Source organism: Methanococcus maripaludis (assembly GCF_013760955.1).
Taxonomy (GTDB): domain Archaea; phylum AGJL01; class Methanococci; order Methanococcales; family Methanococcaceae; genus Methanococcus; species Methanococcus maripaludis_A.
This window is the reverse complement of record NZ_JACDUL010000002.1, coordinates 299,547-320,076: the sequence shown is the minus strand read 5'-3', so window position 1 is coordinate 320,076 and position 20,530 is coordinate 299,547. Positions and strand designations below refer to the sequence as shown.

Genomic DNA, 20,530 nt, shown 5'->3' with positions numbered 1-20,530 from the left:
TTTACTTTTTAAATTGTTTCAACTTAATATTTATTCTTTATTTCATTGTTATCTACTTTTTTTATTCTTTTTACTCAATTTAACAAACATTTTCTAACTTTAATATTTTTTAACTCAAAACAATTCTTCAAGACCTGGCACAATGAACTCAAAAAATTAAAATCCAAAAGACTCCCAAAACCTAAAACCCGTTACTAAAACCCCGAAGGGAATAAAATCCAATATACAAATTAAACCCCGTAGGGATTAGTATTCTCTCCGACCTTTGGCTCCAGCTAAACCATTAAGATTTTTCGCTTTACGAGGTTTTGCCGAGTCTAGCGAGGGAACCCGAAGGGCAAAACCCGATAAAGGCGGAAAATCGGTTTAGATGGTCAAAGGGCAGTCTAAACCGTATTACCGTAGCATTAGCCCGAAGGGCGATAAAATCAATCCGCCCTAAGCACAAAATTCGCCATATGGCGACATACACCCGAAGGGGTGTATAAGCTATGGCTTGACCTCTGAACAGTTCCCAGATTGCGCGGGGTTTCGGAGAACTTGCGAACAAATTAAAAAATAAAATCAATCTTCGAAAGTTCGAGAAACTCCTGAGCAGGTCGCGACCTGCGAGAGCAATCGAATCATTTTTAATCGATTACTTTAACGCATTCTTAAATGAATAAATGGCGAAGCCATTCATAAATCCGCTATACCTCAGACTTAGGTGTTCTGTGGTCATTCTCCCAAATTGTGTGGAAAGCCCACACCTAGAAAAAGGTGTGAGGCGAGCCACTTGGAACACCCTCCCGTCAGGGATATTAATAGATAGGCGACCTTTATGTGAAAAAAAATAAGGGTTTCCAAAAGAAGCCCATTTTAAATATATTAAAAATAACCTGTTTTTATACAATTAATCGTCAGATATTGCTTTATTTCTAAAAATAGCCTTAAATTAAATAAGCGTTTTCCATCCGTTTTAATCAAATCGGGGAATTTGAACCTTTAAATCTGGTCATTTATCTCTATTGTACGGGTGTTACATCTAACCGGGTTTGCCCCATGATTAAGTTTATATTATCTAAATGAACAGTACATCTTTTTCGTGTTTAATTATATATATTTAAAAGCCATGAATATATGTTATTGCATGATATAAGACTTAAGAACTTAAAATAGAAACACAAGGCGAGGCAGATTATGGACGTTGAAAATTTGATAATAACGACCTTAAAAGACAAGGTAGAGGAATTAACCGGAAATGAGATGGATATAAGACTTGACGAACCGCCTGCAATAAACATGGGAGATTACTCAACAAATATTTCATTTAGATTGGCAAAAGACCTGAAAAAAGCTCCAAAAGTGATTGCAGAAGATATTGCAAATTCATTAAATATTTCAGGAATTGAAAAAATCGAAGCTGTAAATGGATACATCAATTTTTTCATGAATTATTCAGATTTTTCAAAAGAAACAGTTTCAAAAATAATCGATGAAAAAGAAAACTTTGGAAAACTCGAAAAAAGACACGAAAAAGTAATTTTAGAGCACACCTCCGCAAATCCAAACGGTCCTTTCCACATTGGCCACGGAAGAAACATGGTTATTGGGGATAGCTTAAAAAGAATACTTGTAGCATCTGGATACGACGTAGAAACACAGTACTATGTAAATGATATGGGTAGGCAAGAAGCAATCGTTGTTTTTGGAAATGAAAAATTTGAACTCGATAAATCCAAAAAAGCAGACCACGCAATTGGTGAAGTTTACGTTGAAACAAACAAATTGCTTGCTGAAAACGAAGAACTCGAGCAGGAAATTCTAAATTTAATGAAAAATTACGAAGAAGCTTGTGAAGCAGGAATTGAAAATGAATTAACTGAAAAATTTAAAAATGCGGTTGATTATTCATTAGGTGGATTCAAAGAAACACTTTCCACACTAAATATTTACCACGATAAATTCGTCTGGGAAAGCGAGTTTGTAAAAAGCGGAATGGTTAGGGAAGTAATAAAAAGATTAATGGATACTGGAAAGGTTGTTGAAGATGAAGTTTTCAGACTCGACCTTTCAGATTACGGACTTGAGAAAAAGCTGGTTTTAGCAAGATTGAATGGAACAAGTCTTTACTCAACAAGAGATATCGCATACCACATTAATAAAATGGAAAACTGCGATTTTGCAGTGAATTTGCTTGGGGCAGACCATAAATTAACTGCGGTAATGGTTAACAAGACTTTAGCGCTTTTGGGATACAACGAAGCTGAGGTTGTATTTTACGAATTTATTTCCCTTCCAGAAGGCTCAATGAGTACGAGAAGAGGTAGATTCATCAGTATGGACGAACTCTTTGAAGAAGCAAAATCAAGAGCTGCTGAAGAAGTTAGAAAAAGAGGCGTTGCCGAAAGTGAAGAAGAAATTGAAGAAATCGCGAAAAAAATTGCAGTTGGTGCTGTAAGGTACAATATCGTTAGAATTGCACCCGAAAAACCAATGGTATTTAGGTGGGACGAAGCACTCGACTTTGAAAAAGTTGGATGTCCAGTTATCCAGTACGCTCATGCAAGATGTTCGAGAATTTTGGAAAATGTTGAAATTATTTCAAATGATAATTTATTTGCATACGAAATGAACGAAAATGAGAAAACAATTGTAAAATTGCTTTCAAAATTACCAAAAATCGTTGAAAAAGCAGCAGAAGTTAGAAAACCACAGATCGTTGCAAATTATGTACTCGATGTTGCACAAGGGTTCAATAAATTCTATGCAAACTGTCCGGTTTTAAAAGAAGAAAATCAAATAATCAAAAATTCAAGAATCGCAATTGTAAACAATACAAAAATGGTTTTGGAAAATACTCTCGATCTTTTGGGTATAGAAATGCCTGGAAAGATGTAAAATTTAACTTTTTTCTGTTTTTATTTTTTAAATTCAATTGATAGTCACATGAAGATTTATATTAAATAAAATAGATATTAAATTCTCATTTTATAATCATTACAATAATCGCTGTGAAAAAAATGGACGTTTATGATATTTTATTTTTAAAATGTACTGAATACGAAGTAGTTGTAAACGAAAGACACGTTCCACTCTGGATGTTGACTGAAGGGGACGAAGAAAGAATAAATTTTGATCTTCCGTGGACAAATTTACAGGATCTTGCAATATACTTATATGAATTAAAGCGAGAGCAGCAGAAGTCAAAAGAACTTTTAAAATGCAATCTCGAAGAAATAATTGTGGGAATTTCTTATTTAAAATCTAAAAAGTCAGGTTCTCTTTTGTCAGACGAATCAATGGCAATAAAAGCATGCATGGACTATTTATCCGAATTTATAACTGCAAGGATAAATTGTATATACCGATATCACTATCCAATGAAAACGCCTGCAAATAAATCTTTATTTGATGAAGTAATTCTTAAATTCCCTCAAAAGAAGGATATAAAAGCTAAAAACAGGCAGGATTTTGAAGAAGTGATTTCAAGACTTAAAAAATATGATTTTACTTTACAAAATTAATTTTGTGATAAAATGGAATTTGATGAAGAAGTTTTTTTAACTTTTTACGGCGATAAATTAAAGAAATACATGAAAGACCAGATTTCACAAAAGATGGTTAAAAATAACGTTTTTGAATTTGATATAGGCGATTTTTTAAAAAATTATTCTGATTCTTGTGATATAAACGATCAAATTATTGAAAATCCAAAATTGGTTGAAGATCCTCTTTTGTATATATTTAAAGATGCTTACATGGAGCTTTTTGGTGAAGATGACCATATTAAAAAGGAACTAGAAAAAACACAGATTGCATTTAAAAATCCGCTCGGGTGTGACAAAAAAATCGATGAAATAACGTCTTCAGAAATGAACAGGCTCGTTAAGTTTGAAGGAAATATCATAAAAGCGGCAAAAGTCTGCGCATTATTAAAAAAGGCATGTTTTGTTTGCCGAGCTTGTGGGGAAATTTCTTACAAAACAGTTCACGATTATTTTGAACAGCCAAGAAGTTACTGTAAAAATCAGAACTGTAGAAGCGAGATGTCAATTGATTACGACAGTTCTGCTTATGTAAATATTCAAGAACTTGAAATACAGCAGCCAATTGATTTGATGAGAAATCCTGACGATCCTCCAAGAAGTATTCGTGTTTTTTTAGAAAATTCGGATGGGATTTATTCTGGAAGGGTGGATGTTGTTGGAACAGTCATGAAAAAACTTACCCGTCCAAATATGCCTGTGTTTGAAATTTATGCAAAAAGTAACTACGTAAAACTTGGCGAAAGCTTCCAAAAAATCGAAGTAAAAGATATTATAAACAACTACGATTTGATAAACACGTTAGATGAGCTTGGAAAAAAAGAAAATATAATTGATATTCTTTCAAATTACTTAATCCCCCAAATTAAAGGTTACGATTTAGTAAAAAAATCGATATTTTTACAGCAGGTAAAAGCATGTACTAAATTTTTGCCAGATGGATCAGAACTTAGAAAAGACAGCCACATTTTATTAATTACAGATCCAGGAATTGGAAAATCTACAATGCTTAGAAAAATTTCAAGGTTATTCCCTCAAAATTCTTATGCCTCAGTTACAACTGCAACAGGTGGTGGATTAACTGCAAACGTTGTAAGGGAAGCCACTGAAATTGGTGATGGCTGGGTTGTAAAACCTGGAGTATTTGTTCGTGCAAATGAGGGAACTGCATGCATCGATGAATTAACTGTTGATAAAAATGTCATGAAATACATTTTAGAGGCAATGGAGTCCCAAACAATACACGTGAATAAAGGGGGAATTAACGTAAAACTTCCAGCAAGATGTGCGGTTCTTGCAGCCTGTAATCCAAAACGGGGAAGATTTGATAGAAACATGGGCGTAGTTGAACAGATCGGAATTCCGGCACCATTGTTGAGTCGTTTTGATTTAATATTCCCATTAAAGGATTCACCCGATAGAAGACGGGATGCAGAAATTGCAGAACACATACTTGATACCCACGTTGAAACTGCAACGAAAAATTATTCAAAAGTGCTTGGTTCAATCGAAGTCGATGGAATAACTGTCGATGAAAATTTAATTAAAAATTACATAATTTATGCGAGAACATGCGCATATTTTGATGAAAATCACCATTTGTATGCTGGAGAAGTTGATGAAAAGAAAATAAAAAGTCCTCCGCTTTCAAAAGATGCGAAAAAATTAATCCGGGATTATTACGTTGACATGCGAAAGCTTGGAGAAGGAAATAATCCAGTTCCCGTTACTGCAAGACAGCTCGAAGCTGCAATAAGGATTTCAGAAATGCATGCAAAAGCAAGGCTTTCAAGGGAAGTTGAAGAAAAAGATGCCAAAATTGCAATTGATATAATTGAAGAATGTTTGAAGCAGGTTGCATACGATCCAGAAACCGGGAAATTCGATATAGATAAGGGAATGGGTGAACTTCCAAAATCCAAAATGGATAAAATGGATAGAATAGTGGATATTATTCGGGAGCTCTCAGTTTTAAGTACTAGTGGTCTGGCAGATGAAGATGATATTGTAGAAAAAGCTTCAGAATTTCAAATTTCAGAAAAGGAAGTATCAGACCTCCTTTTAAAATTAAAAAAGAGTGCAGACGTTTTCAGTCCCAAATATGGATATTACAGGTTAACTTAAAATTATTTCTAAAATTAAATCTTTTTTAATTTTTATTTTGTCATTTTTTCAGATAAGTTTATATATCTAAAAGTCGATGTAAATTACATACCTTCTGGTAGGTATGGTATCATGAGTACAAGAGAAAAAATAGTGCAAAATGCAGCAAAGTTGTTTCTTAAAAAAGGCTATAATCAAACATCTTTAAACGAAATAGCTGAAAAATCAGGTATTACTAAGGGTGGTATTTACCACCATTTTAAAGATAAAAATGAACTTTTTGTAGAAATGGCCGAGTATTTTAAATCTAAATTTATGTCACTTTTGACAAAAATGGAGCAAGAACCTTCATTAGAAAATTTGTTGAAGAATTATTTTGAAAATTCTGAAATAGTAATGCATGAAATTGCAGAATATCTCGAATTAACTCTTAAAGACATTAGGTTCTTTCCAGAATTTCAATCGAGATTTATACTGGATTCAATTCAGTACGGTCCAGAAGATATGGACTTTACAATGCATACTAAAATGATGTATTCAATTCTGAAAAATAAGATAGAACTCGCCAAGAAAAATGGAGAGATATTAGATGATATCGATTCAAAAGAACTTTCGTTAGAAATTGTTGCAATTATCGAAGGTTATTCAAATTTAAGGCGGTTAAAATTAATTGACGAATCTTACGAATATGGAAATAGGACTATTGAACGATTGTGGAGTCGAATAAAAAAATAAACCTCATGAAAAATATAAAATATGTTTTCCACATCCAATTAAATACCTTCCGGTAGGTATTTTTAAATACTGGTGATTTGATGAAAGCCGAAAAAATCTTACAGAAAATAGCTGAAGCATCAGAAAAACGACCATTTGTGGTTGTTGCAGTTGTTATCGTCCTCACAATATTCATGGCTTTCATGGCTACTGGTGTTGAGTCTCAGACAGATTACGAAAAAATGGTTCCGCAAGATGATCCTGTAATCGTATCTATGAACGAAATAAGGGATGAGTTTGGCGGTACTGAGACAGTAATGCTCGGGATAAAACTTGTAGCCTCCGATAGCTCTGAAAAAGTAACTGATATCCGTGATCCGCGAGTTTTAGAACTTGTGGACTTTTTAGAACAGGATATTGGAAGCATGGATATGGTAACGTCTGTTAGTTCAAAAGTGGACGTTTTAAGGGCGTATAACAACGATGTTATTCCAAATGATATTGCAACAGTAAAGACAATATATCAAAATTTACCCGAAAGTTCAAAAAACGGAATATTTAACGACGATTACTCAATGGTCGTAGTTTACGCAACAACCGATGCAGGAACTGAGGATAAAAAGAAACTCGTTAAAGAAATAAATGCAAGATTGGAAGAATCTCCAATTCCCCCTGGAGTTGAAGTGGTTACAACAGGTACGCCTGCGTTAAGTGAACTTATCCGAAGAATGATGGATGAAAGCCAGGCAGTAACTGGAGCCGCTTCACTTTTAGCGATATTTACAATATTATTATTGTACTTTAGAAATTTCGTAAAATCAATACTGCCTTTAATTCCAGTTATAGTTGCAGTAGTATGGGCTGCAGGTGCAATGGCAATATTTGGTATTCCAATGGATACTGCAACATCAGTTATGGGTTCCCTACTATTGGGGCTTGGTATCGATTATGGGGTGCACCTGTATCACAGGTATGAAGAAGAACTCAGAGAAGGAAAATCCTTAGAAGAAGCGATAAACATTGCAGTAGTAAGTACGGGAAGTGCAGTTTTAGTAACTACTGTAACTACAATGGCAGGTTTCGCTGCATTAACAATTGCGCCATTATCAATGATGTCAAATATGGGTAAAGTCTGTACACTAGGTATATTCTTCTGTATGGCTGCAGTTATCTGTTTATTACCTCCATTAATCGTAATTGAAGAAAGACACACAAGACCATTCCTCAATAAACTTACCTTAAAATTAAAAGGTGAATAAAATGAGTAAATTATCAAAAATAATTTTAGCAATTGGGCTTTTGTCAATTATCACAACTGCAGTTTCAGCACTTGAAATTGACGAGCCACAGTATAATCCAACAGTTATCCACCCTGGAGATGACGTTGATGTATGGATTGATGTCACAAATGACGAAGGTTCAGATGAAAAAATTGAAGATTTAAGGATAACTGTAGATTCAAAATATCCCTTTGAAATAAAGCAAGTAAACCCGACAAAAGGAGTTTATACAATATCTACTTTGGCTGAAGGGGAAAGTGATACAGCATACTTTAAATTACACATAAATGAAGACGCATCATCAAGAGATTACCGGTTTGACGTCAAAGTTTCTTATGATATTGTAGAATATAAAAACGGAGACAAAGTAGTAACTACACGATCATTCACAAAAGTTTACTATATTCCCGTATATGGCCTTGCAAACTTTGAAATTAATTCATATGGGGTTACATTAACCCCTGCAAAAACTGAAGACGTTCAACTTAAAGTAACAAACAAAGGAACTGGAACTGCAAAACAGGCAACATTAACAATCGGATCAAACAGCCTCATAAATCCCGTAGATACGACTAAATTATACCTCGGAAGTCTGAGTCCTGATGTTACCAAATTACTTTCAGTTAGTTTACACGCAAGTGGTGATACAACTGAAGGCTCATATTTAATACCTGCAACTCTTTCATGGATTGATGAAGATGGAACAGAAAACTTTGAAGTAATAAACATCGGTTTTATCGTCGAAGGAGATATTAACTTGGGAATTTCAAATGTAATTACTGACCCGACTGAAATAAAAGCTCAGGAAACTTACGTAAAAATTGACGTTGATATAACAAACAACGGACACGGTGAAGCTAAAAACGTTGAAATTGATTTACTTTCAGAAGATCCATTTACCGATTCCTGGAGTAATTCAAACTTCAAAAATATCGGAATATTAAATTCTGGTGACACGAAAACAGCAATATTCTATATCGATGTAGATAAGGATGCACAATCAGGGCACTACTCAGTTCCATTAAATATTACCTACATGGATGTATTTGATGAAGAACATTCTGAACTCGAATATATTGATTTATACATTAAACCAAAACCTGTACTTGAAATCCTTCCCGAAACCTACACCTTGAAAGCAGGGGACGAAAACACAATCACGCTGACACTTCAAAACATCGGCTCAGAAAAAGCTGAAAGTGTAAAAATAACTGCAATTAAAAATACTGCTCAACCATTTGAGTATACTCAAAAAACTGATTCAATTGGGACACTTGATACTAATGAATCCGGTGAAGGACAGTTAATAATTGACGTAGATTCAGACGCAGCAAATAAAGAGTATTTAATTACCGTAGAAGTTAGAAGCGTTGGAGACTCTGAACAAGGTGACGACAACGTATATATTTCACAAAAAACCATAAGGGTAAATGTTGAAGGCGGAAGCAACTCGACAGTAGTTTATTTAGTAGTATTGATACTTGTTGCTGGTGTGGGATACTATATGTACCTTAAAAGAAAAAAAGGAAAAGAACAAACTGAATAATCTTTTCTAAATTTTTTAAGTTCCTATTTTTTTAATTTTTAATGTTCAATCAATTAGGTTTATTTAATTGTAATCTAATTCAATAGTAACGAGTAATTTTGAAATCTATTTCGAGGACTGGTAATTTTGAACAATAATGAATACGATATATTAGCCCGTGGATTTATAATATTTTCATTTTTTGCACTCAGTTATATGTTATGGCCGTTTATTGGAATTATTGCTCTCGCAGTTGCAGTTGCGTACATGACAAAACCCCTATATGATGTTTTAAGACCAAAATTTGGTAAAACGTATGGTGCAATAATCTGCCTTCTAGGAATCGTGATTCCATCGTTACTTTTGGTTATTTTGGTTGCTGAAGACGTTGTAACATTTTTACTTTCACTGGATATTGAAAATATTATTTCAAAAGTTACTCCAATTTTAAATGATATGGGTTATCTGAGAGTAGATGGGCCTGAAGTTTCAAAACCGGTTTCTGATATCTGGAGTCTTTCAAAACCACTGCTTGATAGTGCAGCAACGCAAATTTCTGCAATTCCCTCGCTATTAATGAAACTGTTATTCCTCTCATTCATGACATTTTACTTTTTGAAAGATGGGGATAGAATGCAAGATAGCTTCATGCTTTATGTTCCAACGGAAAAGAAAGAAAATGCAAAAATATTTTTAAATGAGATACATAAGGCATTAAAGACATTATTCATCGGAAACGCTGTTACATCCGTAATTGTGGGATTTATTTCCATAATTGGGTATTGGCTTATTGGTATTCCAAACCCGATTACACTTGGTGCACTTTCAGGAATACTCAATATTTTGCCTGTTGTTGGCGGTTGGACAATATACGTTCCACTTACGATATATTACCTGTTAACTGGAGAAATTGTTAAAGGAATACTTTTGGGATTGTTTGGAATTATATTCCTATCACTAGCACCTGATTTTGCAATAAGGCCACGTGTGATTTCAAAAGATGGAGATTTGCATCCTGCATTTGTATTAATTGCATTTTTAATAGGTCCATTGGTATTTGGAATACCGGGACTTGCAATCGGCCCAATAATTGTTGCGACCGTGTATGCAATCCATAAAGTTAGGAAAAGTATTGAAAATAGGGAAAAGTAATATTTTTAATATTTATTTTTTGAAACTGCAAATATTATTAATAATGCAACCAAAAGGAATCCAAAATAAACTAAAATACCCTTAAAACTAATATTTTTTGAAATTTCAAAAACTTCAGAAACATTTTTTGAGTTATGTTCTGAAATAATTATATTTTTTGAAACATTCTCTAAATTTTCTATTTTTTCAAAATTTTTAAAAAGATTAATGCTTTCACCTACCTTTACAGTGATTTTTTCAGAGTAGTTTCCAAAAATTTCAGAAGAAAGCCTTAAAAAGTGGTTCCCTTCTTTAATCGATACGTTTAAAGGTGTGTTTCCAACATAATTTCCATTCAGGTAAACGGATATATTTTCAGGGTTCGAATTTATTGAATATATTCCATAACCTTCGATAATTTCGTATGTAAAAGATTTCTGAATTGATTTTGGACCCACATATTCGTCATTTTTTGAATCGAAATCATAATACTCTATAAAAATTTTTCCGGATTTTTCACCAAGTTCAGTATTTTTTGAAGCATCGATTTTAAATGATACTTTAACAATTGTTCCATCGTTAAGGGTTGGAATTTCAATGTTTTCAGGGCTGATTTTCACATTATCGTCATAAATTTCGGGAATTATGGTAATGTTGTATGCATTAGAAGTTCCGCTTATTTCTTCAACTTCAACGTAAATCTTTTCAATAGTTCCTCTTTCGATTTCTGGAGAAGATATTTCTGCATCAAGATATGGGATTGCAGAAACTGAAGCGATATTTAAAATAATACACAATAAAAGAATAAATGCTGATTTTTTAAACATGATTATCACGTTTAGATATATGATTTTAAAAGTTTAAAAAAAGTTATGGTTCATTTTAAATCAATAAATTAATTCCATCCATCATAGCTTCAACTGATGCCATGACAACGTCTCCGTGCGCTTTTCTGACTTCAACAACTTCGTTTCCTTTTCTTAAATGTACGACTACTTCGATTAAAGCATCAGTACCTCCAGTCATCGCACGAACGCTGTAATCCTCAAGTTCAATGTCAGCAACACCTGTAAGTGCTTTTTTAACTGCATTTATTGCAGCATCAACCGGACCAAGACCGTATGCGGCTTCTCTGATATTGTCTTTGATATTGCAGTCGTTTGCAAATTTTAAATTTATTGATGCAAGAGGAGATACCTTGTTTCCAGACATCACCGTAATCTCATCGAGAATTACTTTTCTTTCGAGTTCAACACCCTGAACCTGGCTTATTACTGTTTTTAAATCTACATCGCTGATGTATTTTCCAAGATCGCCAAATGCTTTAATTTTTGAATAAACTTCTTCAAACTGTTCGTGGCTTAATCCAATGTTCATTAATTCTAATTTATATTTTAAAGCAGCTTTTCCACTGTGTTTTCCAAGTATGATTTTTCTTCTGTTACCGACTACCTCTGGACCTATTGGTTCATAAGTTTCAGTGCTTTTCATGAGGCCATCTACGTGAATTCCCGCTTCATGGGCAAATGCATTGTCACCGACAAGTGCTTTGTTTGCAGGAACTGAAAGTTTCATGTATTTTGAAACAATTCTCGAGATTTTGTATAGCTTTTCGGTTTGAATATTCGTTTCCATATCATAAAGTGACTTTAAACTCATAACCACTTCTTCTAATGATGCGTTTCCTGCTCTTTCACCAATACCATTGATTGTAACGTGGCACTGGTCTGCACCAGCACTTATTGCGGAAAGCGTATTTGCAGTAGCCATTCCAAAATCGTTGTGACAGTGGATTGAAATTGGAATTGTCACTGCGGCTTTCATTGTTTTTATAAGTTCCATGGATTTTACAGGTGTTAAAATACCAACAGTATCGCACAAACAAATTCTGTCCGCTTTTAACTCTTCCCCTTTTTTGAAAAGTTCTTTTAAAAATTCTACATCGCTTCTTGTAGCGTCTTCTGCCGAAAGTTCAACAATTAAACCATGTTCTTTAGCATAGTCTACAGCGTGCATTGCATCTTTTAAGTTTTCTTCACGGGTTTTTCTGAGTTTGTATTCCATATGAAGGTCTGATGTAGGAACAACTAAATGAACGCTATCTACATTGCAAGAAAGCGCAGCATCAATGTCTACAGGAAGAGCTCTAACAAATGATGATATTTCAGCATTTAGTTTCTGTTCAGCAACAAGTTTTATTGCTTCTCTTTCGCCTTTTGAGGTTATCGCACTACCTGCCTCGATAATATTTACACCAAGTTCATCGAGTTTTATTGCTATTTCAAGTTTTTCACTCGGGGATAGCGAAACTCCTGGAGTTTGCTCTCCATCCCTTAATGTAGTATCGAATATGTTAACCATCTTATCCTCTCACACCATTAGTTTTCAGTATTTTTGCCAAATTTAAAATGATAAGTTTAAATAATATTTCACTGATTAATTGATAAACCATAATATTTGTAGTATAGACTATGAATCAATATATTATAATTTATTATTTAAAAGGTGGTGTTGTTTGGTTACAGTGATGAAATTTGGTGGAACATCGGTTGGTAATGGCGAAAGGATAAGGAATGTTGCGAAAATCGTCGTAAACAAGACAAATGAAGATAAAGATGTTGTAGTTGTAACCTCTGCAATGACACAAGTCACTAATTCGCTTGTAGAAATCTCTGCTCAAGCACTTGATGTACGAGATATTGCAAAAATAAACAACTTTATCGAAGACTTAAGGCGAAAACACGAAATTGCAATAGAACAGGCAATTGAAAACCACGATATAAGAGTGGAAGTTTCAAAAACGATTCAAAGTTCAATAAACGACTTAGAAAAAGTTCTTGTTGGAGTTTCATACCTTGGAGAGTTAACCCCCAAGTCAAAAGACTTTATTCTTTCATTTGGTGAAAGGCTTTCAGCTCCAATTTTGAGCGGTGCAATAAGGGATATGGGTAAACACTCGCTTTTCCTTGCAGGAAGGGATGCAGGAATTATTACCGACGATACATTCACTTGTGCAAAAGTTTTAAGACTTGATGTTGCTGACAAAATCGAGCCCTTATTAAGGGATGGATTTATTCCCGTAGTTACAGGTTTTGTCGCAGGAACTGAAGAAGGACACGTTACAACTCTTGGGAGAGGCGGAAGTGACTATTCAGCTGCGTTAGTTGGTCGTGGATTAATGGCAGACATGGTTGAAATCTGGACTGATGTTAGCGGTGTTTTATCTGCTGATCCAAGAATGGTTGAAAATGTAAAAAAGATTCCAAAAATGTCCTACATTGAAGCAATGGAACTTGCATACTTTGGTGCGAAAGTTCTCCACCCGAGAACAATGGAGCCCGTAATGGAGAAAAAAATACCTTTAAGAATTAAAAACACGTTTGAACCAGAAAATGAAGGAACATTAATTACTGATGCATCAGAAACAAGCAATGGTGTCATAAAAGCAATTACTACCATCAAAGACGTGATTTTAATTAACATATTTGGTGGTGGAATGGTTGGAGTGAGCGGAACTGCTGCAAGAATCTTCAACGTTCTTGGAAAATCAAATGCAAACGTAATTTTGATTACGCAAGGTTCATCTGAAACAAACATCTCGATTGTAATTTATGATGGTGAGCTTGAAGCTAAAAAATGCGTTAGAGAATTAAGGTCTGAGTTTGGAGAATGCCACCTTGTAAAAGATATAACATTTGACAAAGAGGTCTGTGTAGTTTCCGTAGTAGGATCAGGAATGAAAGGCGCAAAAGGAATTGCAGGAAAATTATTCGATGCAGTTGCAGAAAGCGGCGCAAACATAAAAATGATTGCACAAGGTTCATCTGAAACAAACATCTCATTCGTAATCAACGAAGACAAGCTTGAATCATGTTTAAAAACACTTCACAAAACATTTGTTGAAGATGAAGTAAACTTTTAAAAAAACTTTTAAATTTTTTTAATTAAAAAATAAAAAAAAGAGAAGTTACTCCTCGTTTTCAGGAGTTTCAGAAAATTCTTCAGCCATTATTTCTTTTTTACCGCTGTTCAATGCTTTGGATTGTCTTTTTTCTCTATCTATACTCATCTGTTTTTTTACAGAGTCAAGCGCATCTTTTAGAACTTCTATGAAGTCCCATCTCTGTTTTTCGGCAATTAGTTCTATTTCTTCGCCGTCCCATTCTATTCTTTTAGTTGCCGAAAGTTTTGGTTTTCCTTCTGCAACGTAAAGCTTTCTTGGAGTTTTTACGTAAGTTTTTACACTATAGTATGGAACTCCACCTTTATCTCTTTCTTTTTTAACTGCCAGTTTAATCCAGTGGATTTTTTTCGAATAAACGGCAATTTTTTTAATTTCGTTAAATAAAATCCTTTCTGCAAGTTCTCTTTGGTCTTCATCGAAATCGCCCTGAATTTCAACTTCAACCATTGATTCGGCCCTTAAATCTCTTAAGTATTTTAAAATGTCGAGTCTTGTAACGATACCTCTTAATATATCGTTTTTAAATATTGGAACTCCTCTAATGTCCTGCTTTTCCATTAAATCTGCTACTGCAGCAATTGAGTCGTCTTCATCTGCAGTAATAAGTGGTTTATTTACTATCATTGATACAGGCTGTGCCATTCTCGGCATTTTGTCGCCCGTAAGTTCTCCAACAGTCATTTTAGTTTTTGGTTTGAAGACTTTTTTAACTATGTCATCTTCTGTAACCATTCCCATGGGATTTCCTTCTGTATCGAGCACAATTAGTCTTCCGATGTTGTATTTCATCATCAAACTTCTTGCTTTACCGATACTTTCATCGATATCAATTGTGACGGGGCTTTTCGTCATTATTTTATCGATTTTAACGTCTTTCAAAAGCTCTGACTGTGATGCACACCTCATGACGTCGTAATCCGTAATAATTCCGATTAGTTTGTCATTTTCGTTGATAACTGGGGCTACTCTTTGACCACTGTTTATCATTTCAAATGCGGCATCGAGCACTTGCGTATTCATTCTTACGCAATATGGCTTGAACATCAGATCTTCAACCTGTTGATGTACAGAGTTTCCAAGTAGCAAATCATGCATTGTCACGAGATAGATATCATCATCCTTCTCGATTATCAAATTATGGAACTTTCTATTTTCCATGATTCCAACAGCTTTTGATATTGGTGTATCAGGATTTACTGTGACAACGTCTTTTGTGGCTATGTCAATTACTTGCTCTTTCAAGACCTTCACCCCTTTTCGAGTCCATAGTATAATTATGATTTTGAGATTTTATATTATTTCCTATATGATTTCGAAAAGTATTGATAAATTCTCCGTTTCAACGGGTTAAGAAGAATATTTGGATGTATGGGGGTAGTTATATCTTTAAGTTAAAATCTATATTTTGGGGGGCAAGTTTAATTTTTAAGGTTTAAAAGTACCAAAATTAGTATCTTTCGAGTTCGTTTGCAATAACATTTAAAATTTCGTTTGTAAGCATGTTGACTTTTTCAGTTCTTTCTGAAACTTCAACTACTTTTTTCCTCAATCTTTCAGCATCGCACTGTTCGATATCTCTTGCTTTCAATGTTTTTCTTTTATCTTTTTCAGCATTTTCTTCTGCAATTTTTGTGGTTGTTACAACCATTTCCTGTAAAATTTCAACCAATGCTGCGACAGATTCGGCAGATACATTCATATCAGTATTTTCTTTCATAATTCTTTTAATGGTTCCTTTTGGTATCATAATAAGACCTCTTATATTATCTTTAGAATTATATAGAATTTAAATTATTTAAACCTTATATAAACAGTAAATCAAAAATAGGAAAATAACACAAAAGTATATTTAAAAAAATGAAATTAAATTAATTTTTCATCGCCAAGTGGCACAATATTTTTTTGTTCGTATTCTACGTACTCAATCCACTGTTTTTTGCACTCGCACTCGAGATCTAGTTTTTCAATTTTCTGAGTAACTGTAAATTCGTTGAAGATATCTTTTATTTTATCGTTACAGGTACAATCAATAGCGTTATGCGCCCCCCTTTTTGAAGAAACTCCTGCAGTGTCACACATTACGAGAGCATCCGGGTTTTTAGACTTTACTTCTTTCAATATTTCTAAAATACTCCATAGGAATGGTGGCCTGTACTGGTTTTTTTTCCAAAGGGTTTCAATTAACGTTCCTTTGTGAATTGATGCAGGACAGAAAGAAATTCTGCTGCAGCCCATTTCGATGCATTTGTTTGCAGTATCTATTGAATCAATAATCGCTTCTTTTTCAGAAATAAATGGCGGTTTTATTAAAATATATGCTTTTATCCCGACATCGTATTCTTTTGCAACAGAAAATGCATTTTCAATTGTTTTTGTTGGAACGCCCTTATGGATTGCAACGTTTCTTATTTTTTCATTCATACTTTCGATTCCAACACCGATTTCAATGTTACACGAAAGAATATTTTTTATGGATTGCATATTTTCAGGAGTTACAAATTCAGCTCTTGATTCAATTGCAACCTCTTTTGCACCCATTTCTTCGATTCTTTTGAATATGTATTCTCTTGTTTCAATCGGGATTTCAAAAGTATCTAAAAAACTTCCTGATGTGAAAAGTTTTATTGACATATTTTTATTCAATTGATCTTTATACTTCTCAACTGCATATTCGAACTGGTTTTTTAAGTTTTCAGAAGTAATCTCGGCAGGTGACGCGTCCATTAAGTAGCTACACATCGTACAGCCGCCGCTATCGTATGCCCATTTACAGCCCTTTGTTCTCAAAATTATTGTAAAACTTTTACCCATTGATTTATCGCGAAAAACATCGTCTTGAATCCACACCGCAATTGGATAGTCAGGATTTCTTTCTTTTCGTTTTTTAAGATGTTTTTCACGGATATTTTTTAAATAATCAGCCATAGACATAATATCTCCTCAAAATAAGAAAATAAATTAATAAAAAATTTAAAATAAAATAATTAGGTTTTAATTAATTTTCAAGTTCATTCAGTGAATAAACTCCAAGTTCTCCAGATTTAATTGCTTCAATAGCTTTAATTGCAGCGTATGCACCTTGCAATGTGGTCATACACGGAATGTTCAATTCTACTGCTGCCCGTCTGATGTAATATCCATCAGTTTTAGCTTTATCTCCTGAAGATGTGTTTATTAATAAATCAACTTCTCCTTTTTGCATTAAATCGAGAACGCTGTTTTGCATGCTTTCTGAAATTTTACTAACTTCCCTTACTGGAATGTCAAATAATCGAAGTTCTCTTGCAGTTCCTTTTGTAGCAACGATTTCAAAGCCTAAATCGTGGTACTTTTTAGCAATTTTTGTGATATTGTCTTTATCCCTGTTTCTTACGCTGATAAATACGGTTCCAGAAGTTGGAAGTTCCATGTTTGCTGAAAGCTGGGATTTGTAAAATGCTTTTCCAAAGTCCTGATCAATTCCGATAGCTTCACCGGTTGATTTCATTTCTGGGCTTAATACCGGGTCAACTCCAGGAAGTTTTAAGAATGGAAAGACTGCTTCTTTTACGCTTACATATTTTGCTTTCGCAAGTCCAGAGTATCCCATTTCTTTTAGTTTTTTACCCATAATCGCATTTGTTGCAATTTTTGCAAGCGGCACACCAACCGATTTACTTACATATGGAATGGTTCTTGAAGCTCTCGGGTTTGCTTCGATAATGTATACAACGCCATCTTTAACTGCGTACTGGATATTTAATAAGCCAATTACTCCAAGTTCGAGTGCAAGTTTGGTTGTATGTTCTGCAATTTTTTCAATTACTTCTTTTGAAAGCGTTTGGGGCGGAATTACACAAGCACTGTCTCCACTGTGAATTCCAGCTTCTTCAATGTGTTCCATAATTGCTCCAATGAATACACTTTCTCCATCGCACACTGCATCCACATCGACTTCAACAGCTTCTTCTAAGAATTTATCAATTAATATCGGGTGGTCTGATGAAACTTTAACTGCTTCTCTCATGTAATCTTTTAAATCTTCTGTGTTGTAGACGATCTGCATTGCACGTCCACCTAAAACGTATGATGGCCTAACAAGTGCGGGGAATCCTATTTTTTCAACAACTTTAAGGGCTTGCTCCTCACTGAATGCCGTTGCACCATCTGCTTGAGGTATTTTTAATTTTTCAAGCACGTGTATGAACTGATCCCTATCCTCTGCAAGGTCGATTGATTGAGGTGAAGTTCCTAAAATATTAACTCCAGAATTGTAGAGTTTCATTGCAAGGTTAATTGCAGTCTGTCCACCGAACTGGACGATAACTCCAAGCAACTGCCCGTTTTTATTTTCGTTTTCAATTATATTCATTATTTCTTCGTAAACTAATGGCTCGAAGTATAGTTTGTCCGATGTATCGTAGTCCGTACTTACGGTTTCAGGGTTGTTGTTTACAATTATTGCTTCAATTCCAAGTTCTTTTAATGCAAAAATTGCGTGAACTGTTGAATAGTCAAATTCCACACCTTGACCGATTCTAATTGGTCCGGAACCTAAAATTATTACTTTTTTCCTATCTGATGATACGCTTTCGTTTTGTTCTTCATCGAAGTATCTTTCGTATGCCGAGTAGTAGTATGGTGTTTTAGCTTCAAATTCTGCAGCACATGTGTCCACCATCTTGTAAACCGGAATTACTTCGAGTCTGTTTCTAAGCTCTCTTATCTCATTTTCAGTTTTTGAAAATATTTTTGAGATCTGAACATCTGAAAATCCTAAAGATTTTGCTTTTAAAAGGATTTCTTTTAATTTTTCGTCATCCACTGGAAGTCTTGAAATTACTTCGAGTTCCTTTTTACAGTCGATAATTTTTTTGATTTTTTCAATGAAGAATGGGTTTATTCCAGTTCTTTCACAAATTCCATCAACGCTCCAGCCTTTATCGAGTGCATAAGCAATTACAAAGAGCCTTTCGTCTGTCGCATGTTCTAAAATATCAACAATTTCTGAATTTGAGTATTCTTTATCTTTTCCATCCGCAATTAATCCGAATCTTCCAATATCTAAACTTCTAACTGCTTTTTGAAGAGCTTCTTGAAGGTTTCTTCCAATCGCCATGATTTCTCCGGTAGACTTCATGGAAGTTCCAAGTCTTTTATCAACAGTCCTAAATTTGTCAAAAGGCCATCTTGGAATTTTTACCACAACATAGTCAATTGTTGGTTCAAAGCTTGCAGGTGTTTCTTTTGTAACGTCATTTTGTATTTCATCGAGCGTTCTTCCAATTGCAATTTTTGCAGCGATTTTTGCGATGGGGTATCCTGTTGCTTTACTTGCGAGTGCAGAGCTTCTCGAAACTCTCGGGTTTACTTCGATTACAACGTAATCAGTCATTTCGGGGTTTACTGCGAACTGAACGTTACAGCCACCTTCAATTTTCAAGTGTCTGATAATTTGTAATGAAGCATCTCTTAATTTTTGGTGGAATTCATCGCTTAAGGTCTGTGACGGTGCAGTTACGATACTCTCTCCGGTGTGTATTCCCATCGGATCGATATTTTCCATGTTACATACAACAATGCATGTATCGTTTTTGTCTCTCATTACTTCGTATTCGTATTCTTTCCAGCCTAAAAGACTCTGATCAATTAAAACCTGTCTGATCATTGAGTATTTCAATCCTTTTTTAGTAATTTCAATTAATTCTTCTTCGTTAGTTGCAATTCCACCGCCTGTTCCTCCAAGGGTGAATGCAGGCCTTACGATAGCAGGGTAGCCAAGTTCTTCGGTAGCTTTAATTGCTTCTTCAACAGAATGGACCGCTGCAGATTTTGCAATAGGTTGGTTAATTTCTTCCATTGCTTTATTGAATAAATCTCTATCTTCTGAAGTTTCAATTACGCTTTCAGTTGAACCTAAAAGTTCAACACCGTGTTTTTCCAAGATTCCGCGTTTTGAAAGTTCCATTGCGAGATTTAAACCAGTCTGACCGCCCATTGTTGGAAGAATTGCATCAGGCTGTTCTTTTTCAATGATTTTTTCCAATATTTTTGGGGTTAATGGTTCTAAATAAACCTTATCCGCAATATTTGTATCAGTTTGGATGGTTGCAGGGTTTGAATTTACTAAAATTGTATAAATTCCCTCTTCCTTTAAAGATTTACAAGCTTGTGAGCCAGAAAAGTCAAACTCCGCAGCCTGTCCGATAACAATGGGGCCTGAACCCAAAATCATTACCTTTTTTATATCCTCTCTTTTCAAAATTCCACCTTAGGATACCTTTTCCATATAATATGGTATTCTCGT

14 protein-coding genes are annotated in these 20,530 nt (G+C 34.5%); 8 read left to right on the top strand and 6 right to left on the bottom strand.

Annotation, left to right across the window (positions count from 1 at the left end; genetic code table 11):
* The first annotated feature begins 1,179 nt into the window (after positions 1-1,179).
* The 7 genes from argS to HNP90_RS04475 all read left to right on the top strand — a co-directional run bounded on the left by argS (position 1,180) and on the right by HNP90_RS04475 (position 10,301).
* Positions 1,180-2,880: an arginine--tRNA ligase gene (gene argS / locus HNP90_RS04505; RefSeq protein ID WP_011976675.1), complete on the top strand. Its 1,701-nt coding sequence runs from the start codon at positions 1,180-1,182 to the stop codon at positions 2,878-2,880.
* 122 nt (positions 2,881-3,002) lie between these two features.
* Complete coding sequence (locus tag HNP90_RS04500) at positions 3,003-3,506, top strand: hypothetical protein (RefSeq protein WP_011976674.1); 504 nt, start codon at positions 3,003-3,005, stop codon at positions 3,504-3,506.
* A 12-nt stretch (positions 3,507-3,518) separates the two neighbouring features.
* A complete protein-coding gene (locus HNP90_RS04495) occupies positions 3,519-5,651 on the top strand; it encodes an ATP-binding protein (RefSeq protein WP_011976673.1) in 2,133 nt (710 codons plus the stop codon).
* Between the two features lie 111 nt (positions 5,652-5,762).
* Entirely contained in the window at positions 5,763-6,365 is a 603-nt protein-coding gene (locus HNP90_RS04490; RefSeq protein WP_011976672.1) for a TetR/AcrR family transcriptional regulator, read from the top strand.
* 80 nt (positions 6,366-6,445) lie between these two features.
* Entirely contained in the window at positions 6,446-7,603 is a 1,158-nt protein-coding gene (locus HNP90_RS04485; RefSeq protein WP_011976671.1) for an efflux RND transporter permease subunit, read from the top strand.
* 1 nt (position 7,604) lies between these two features.
* Positions 7,605-9,170: a COG1361 S-layer family protein gene (locus tag HNP90_RS04480; protein ID WP_011976670.1), complete on the top strand. Its 1,566-nt coding sequence runs from the start codon at positions 7,605-7,607 to the stop codon at positions 9,168-9,170.
* A 126-nt stretch (positions 9,171-9,296) separates the two neighbouring features.
* Complete coding sequence (locus HNP90_RS04475) at positions 9,297-10,301, top strand: AI-2E family transporter (RefSeq protein WP_011976669.1); 1,005 nt, start codon at positions 9,297-9,299, stop codon at positions 10,299-10,301.
* A 5-nt stretch (positions 10,302-10,306) separates the two neighbouring features.
* On the opposite strand, the gene HNP90_RS04470 is transcribed toward HNP90_RS04475, so the two are convergent.
* Together HNP90_RS04470 and HNP90_RS04465 are read right to left on the bottom strand one after the other, a co-directional pair.
* The gene (locus tag HNP90_RS04470; protein ID WP_011976668.1) at positions 10,307-11,107 is read right to left on the bottom strand and encodes a PEGA domain-containing protein; all 801 of its coding nucleotides are present in this window, start codon (positions 11,105-11,107) and stop codon (positions 10,307-10,309) included.
* 55 nt (positions 11,108-11,162) lie between these two features.
* Entirely contained in the window at positions 11,163-12,641 is a 1,479-nt protein-coding gene (locus HNP90_RS04465; protein WP_011976667.1) for a (R)-citramalate synthase, read from the bottom strand.
* Positions 12,642-12,795: 154 nt separating this feature from the next.
* Here HNP90_RS04465 and HNP90_RS04460 point away from each other — a divergent pair, with 154 nt between their 5' ends.
* A complete protein-coding gene (locus HNP90_RS04460; protein WP_011976666.1) occupies positions 12,796-14,202 on the top strand; it encodes an aspartate kinase in 1,407 nt (468 codons plus the stop codon).
* Between the two features lie 45 nt (positions 14,203-14,247).
* Here HNP90_RS04460 and HNP90_RS04455 read toward each other — a convergent pair whose 3' ends face one another.
* The 4 genes from HNP90_RS04455 to carB all read right to left on the bottom strand — a co-directional run bounded on the left by HNP90_RS04455 (position 14,248) and on the right by carB (position 20,485).
* On the bottom strand, positions 14,248-15,486 hold the full coding sequence (locus HNP90_RS04455) for a CBS domain-containing protein (protein WP_011976665.1): 1,239 nt from the start codon (positions 15,484-15,486) through the stop codon (positions 14,248-14,250).
* Between the two features lie 205 nt (positions 15,487-15,691).
* Positions 15,692-15,991: a histone family protein gene (locus HNP90_RS04450; RefSeq protein ID WP_011976664.1), complete on the bottom strand. Its 300-nt coding sequence runs from the start codon at positions 15,989-15,991 to the stop codon at positions 15,692-15,694.
* Positions 15,992-16,107: 116 nt separating this feature from the next.
* Entirely contained in the window at positions 16,108-17,175 is a 1,068-nt protein-coding gene (locus HNP90_RS04445; protein ID WP_011976663.1) for an archaeosine biosynthesis radical SAM protein RaSEA, read from the bottom strand.
* A gap of 64 nt (positions 17,176-17,239) precedes the next feature.
* A complete protein-coding gene (gene carB / locus HNP90_RS04440) occupies positions 17,240-20,485 on the bottom strand; it encodes a carbamoyl-phosphate synthase large subunit (RefSeq protein WP_011976662.1) in 3,246 nt (1,081 codons plus the stop codon).
* Positions 20,486-20,530 lie beyond the last annotated feature (45 nt).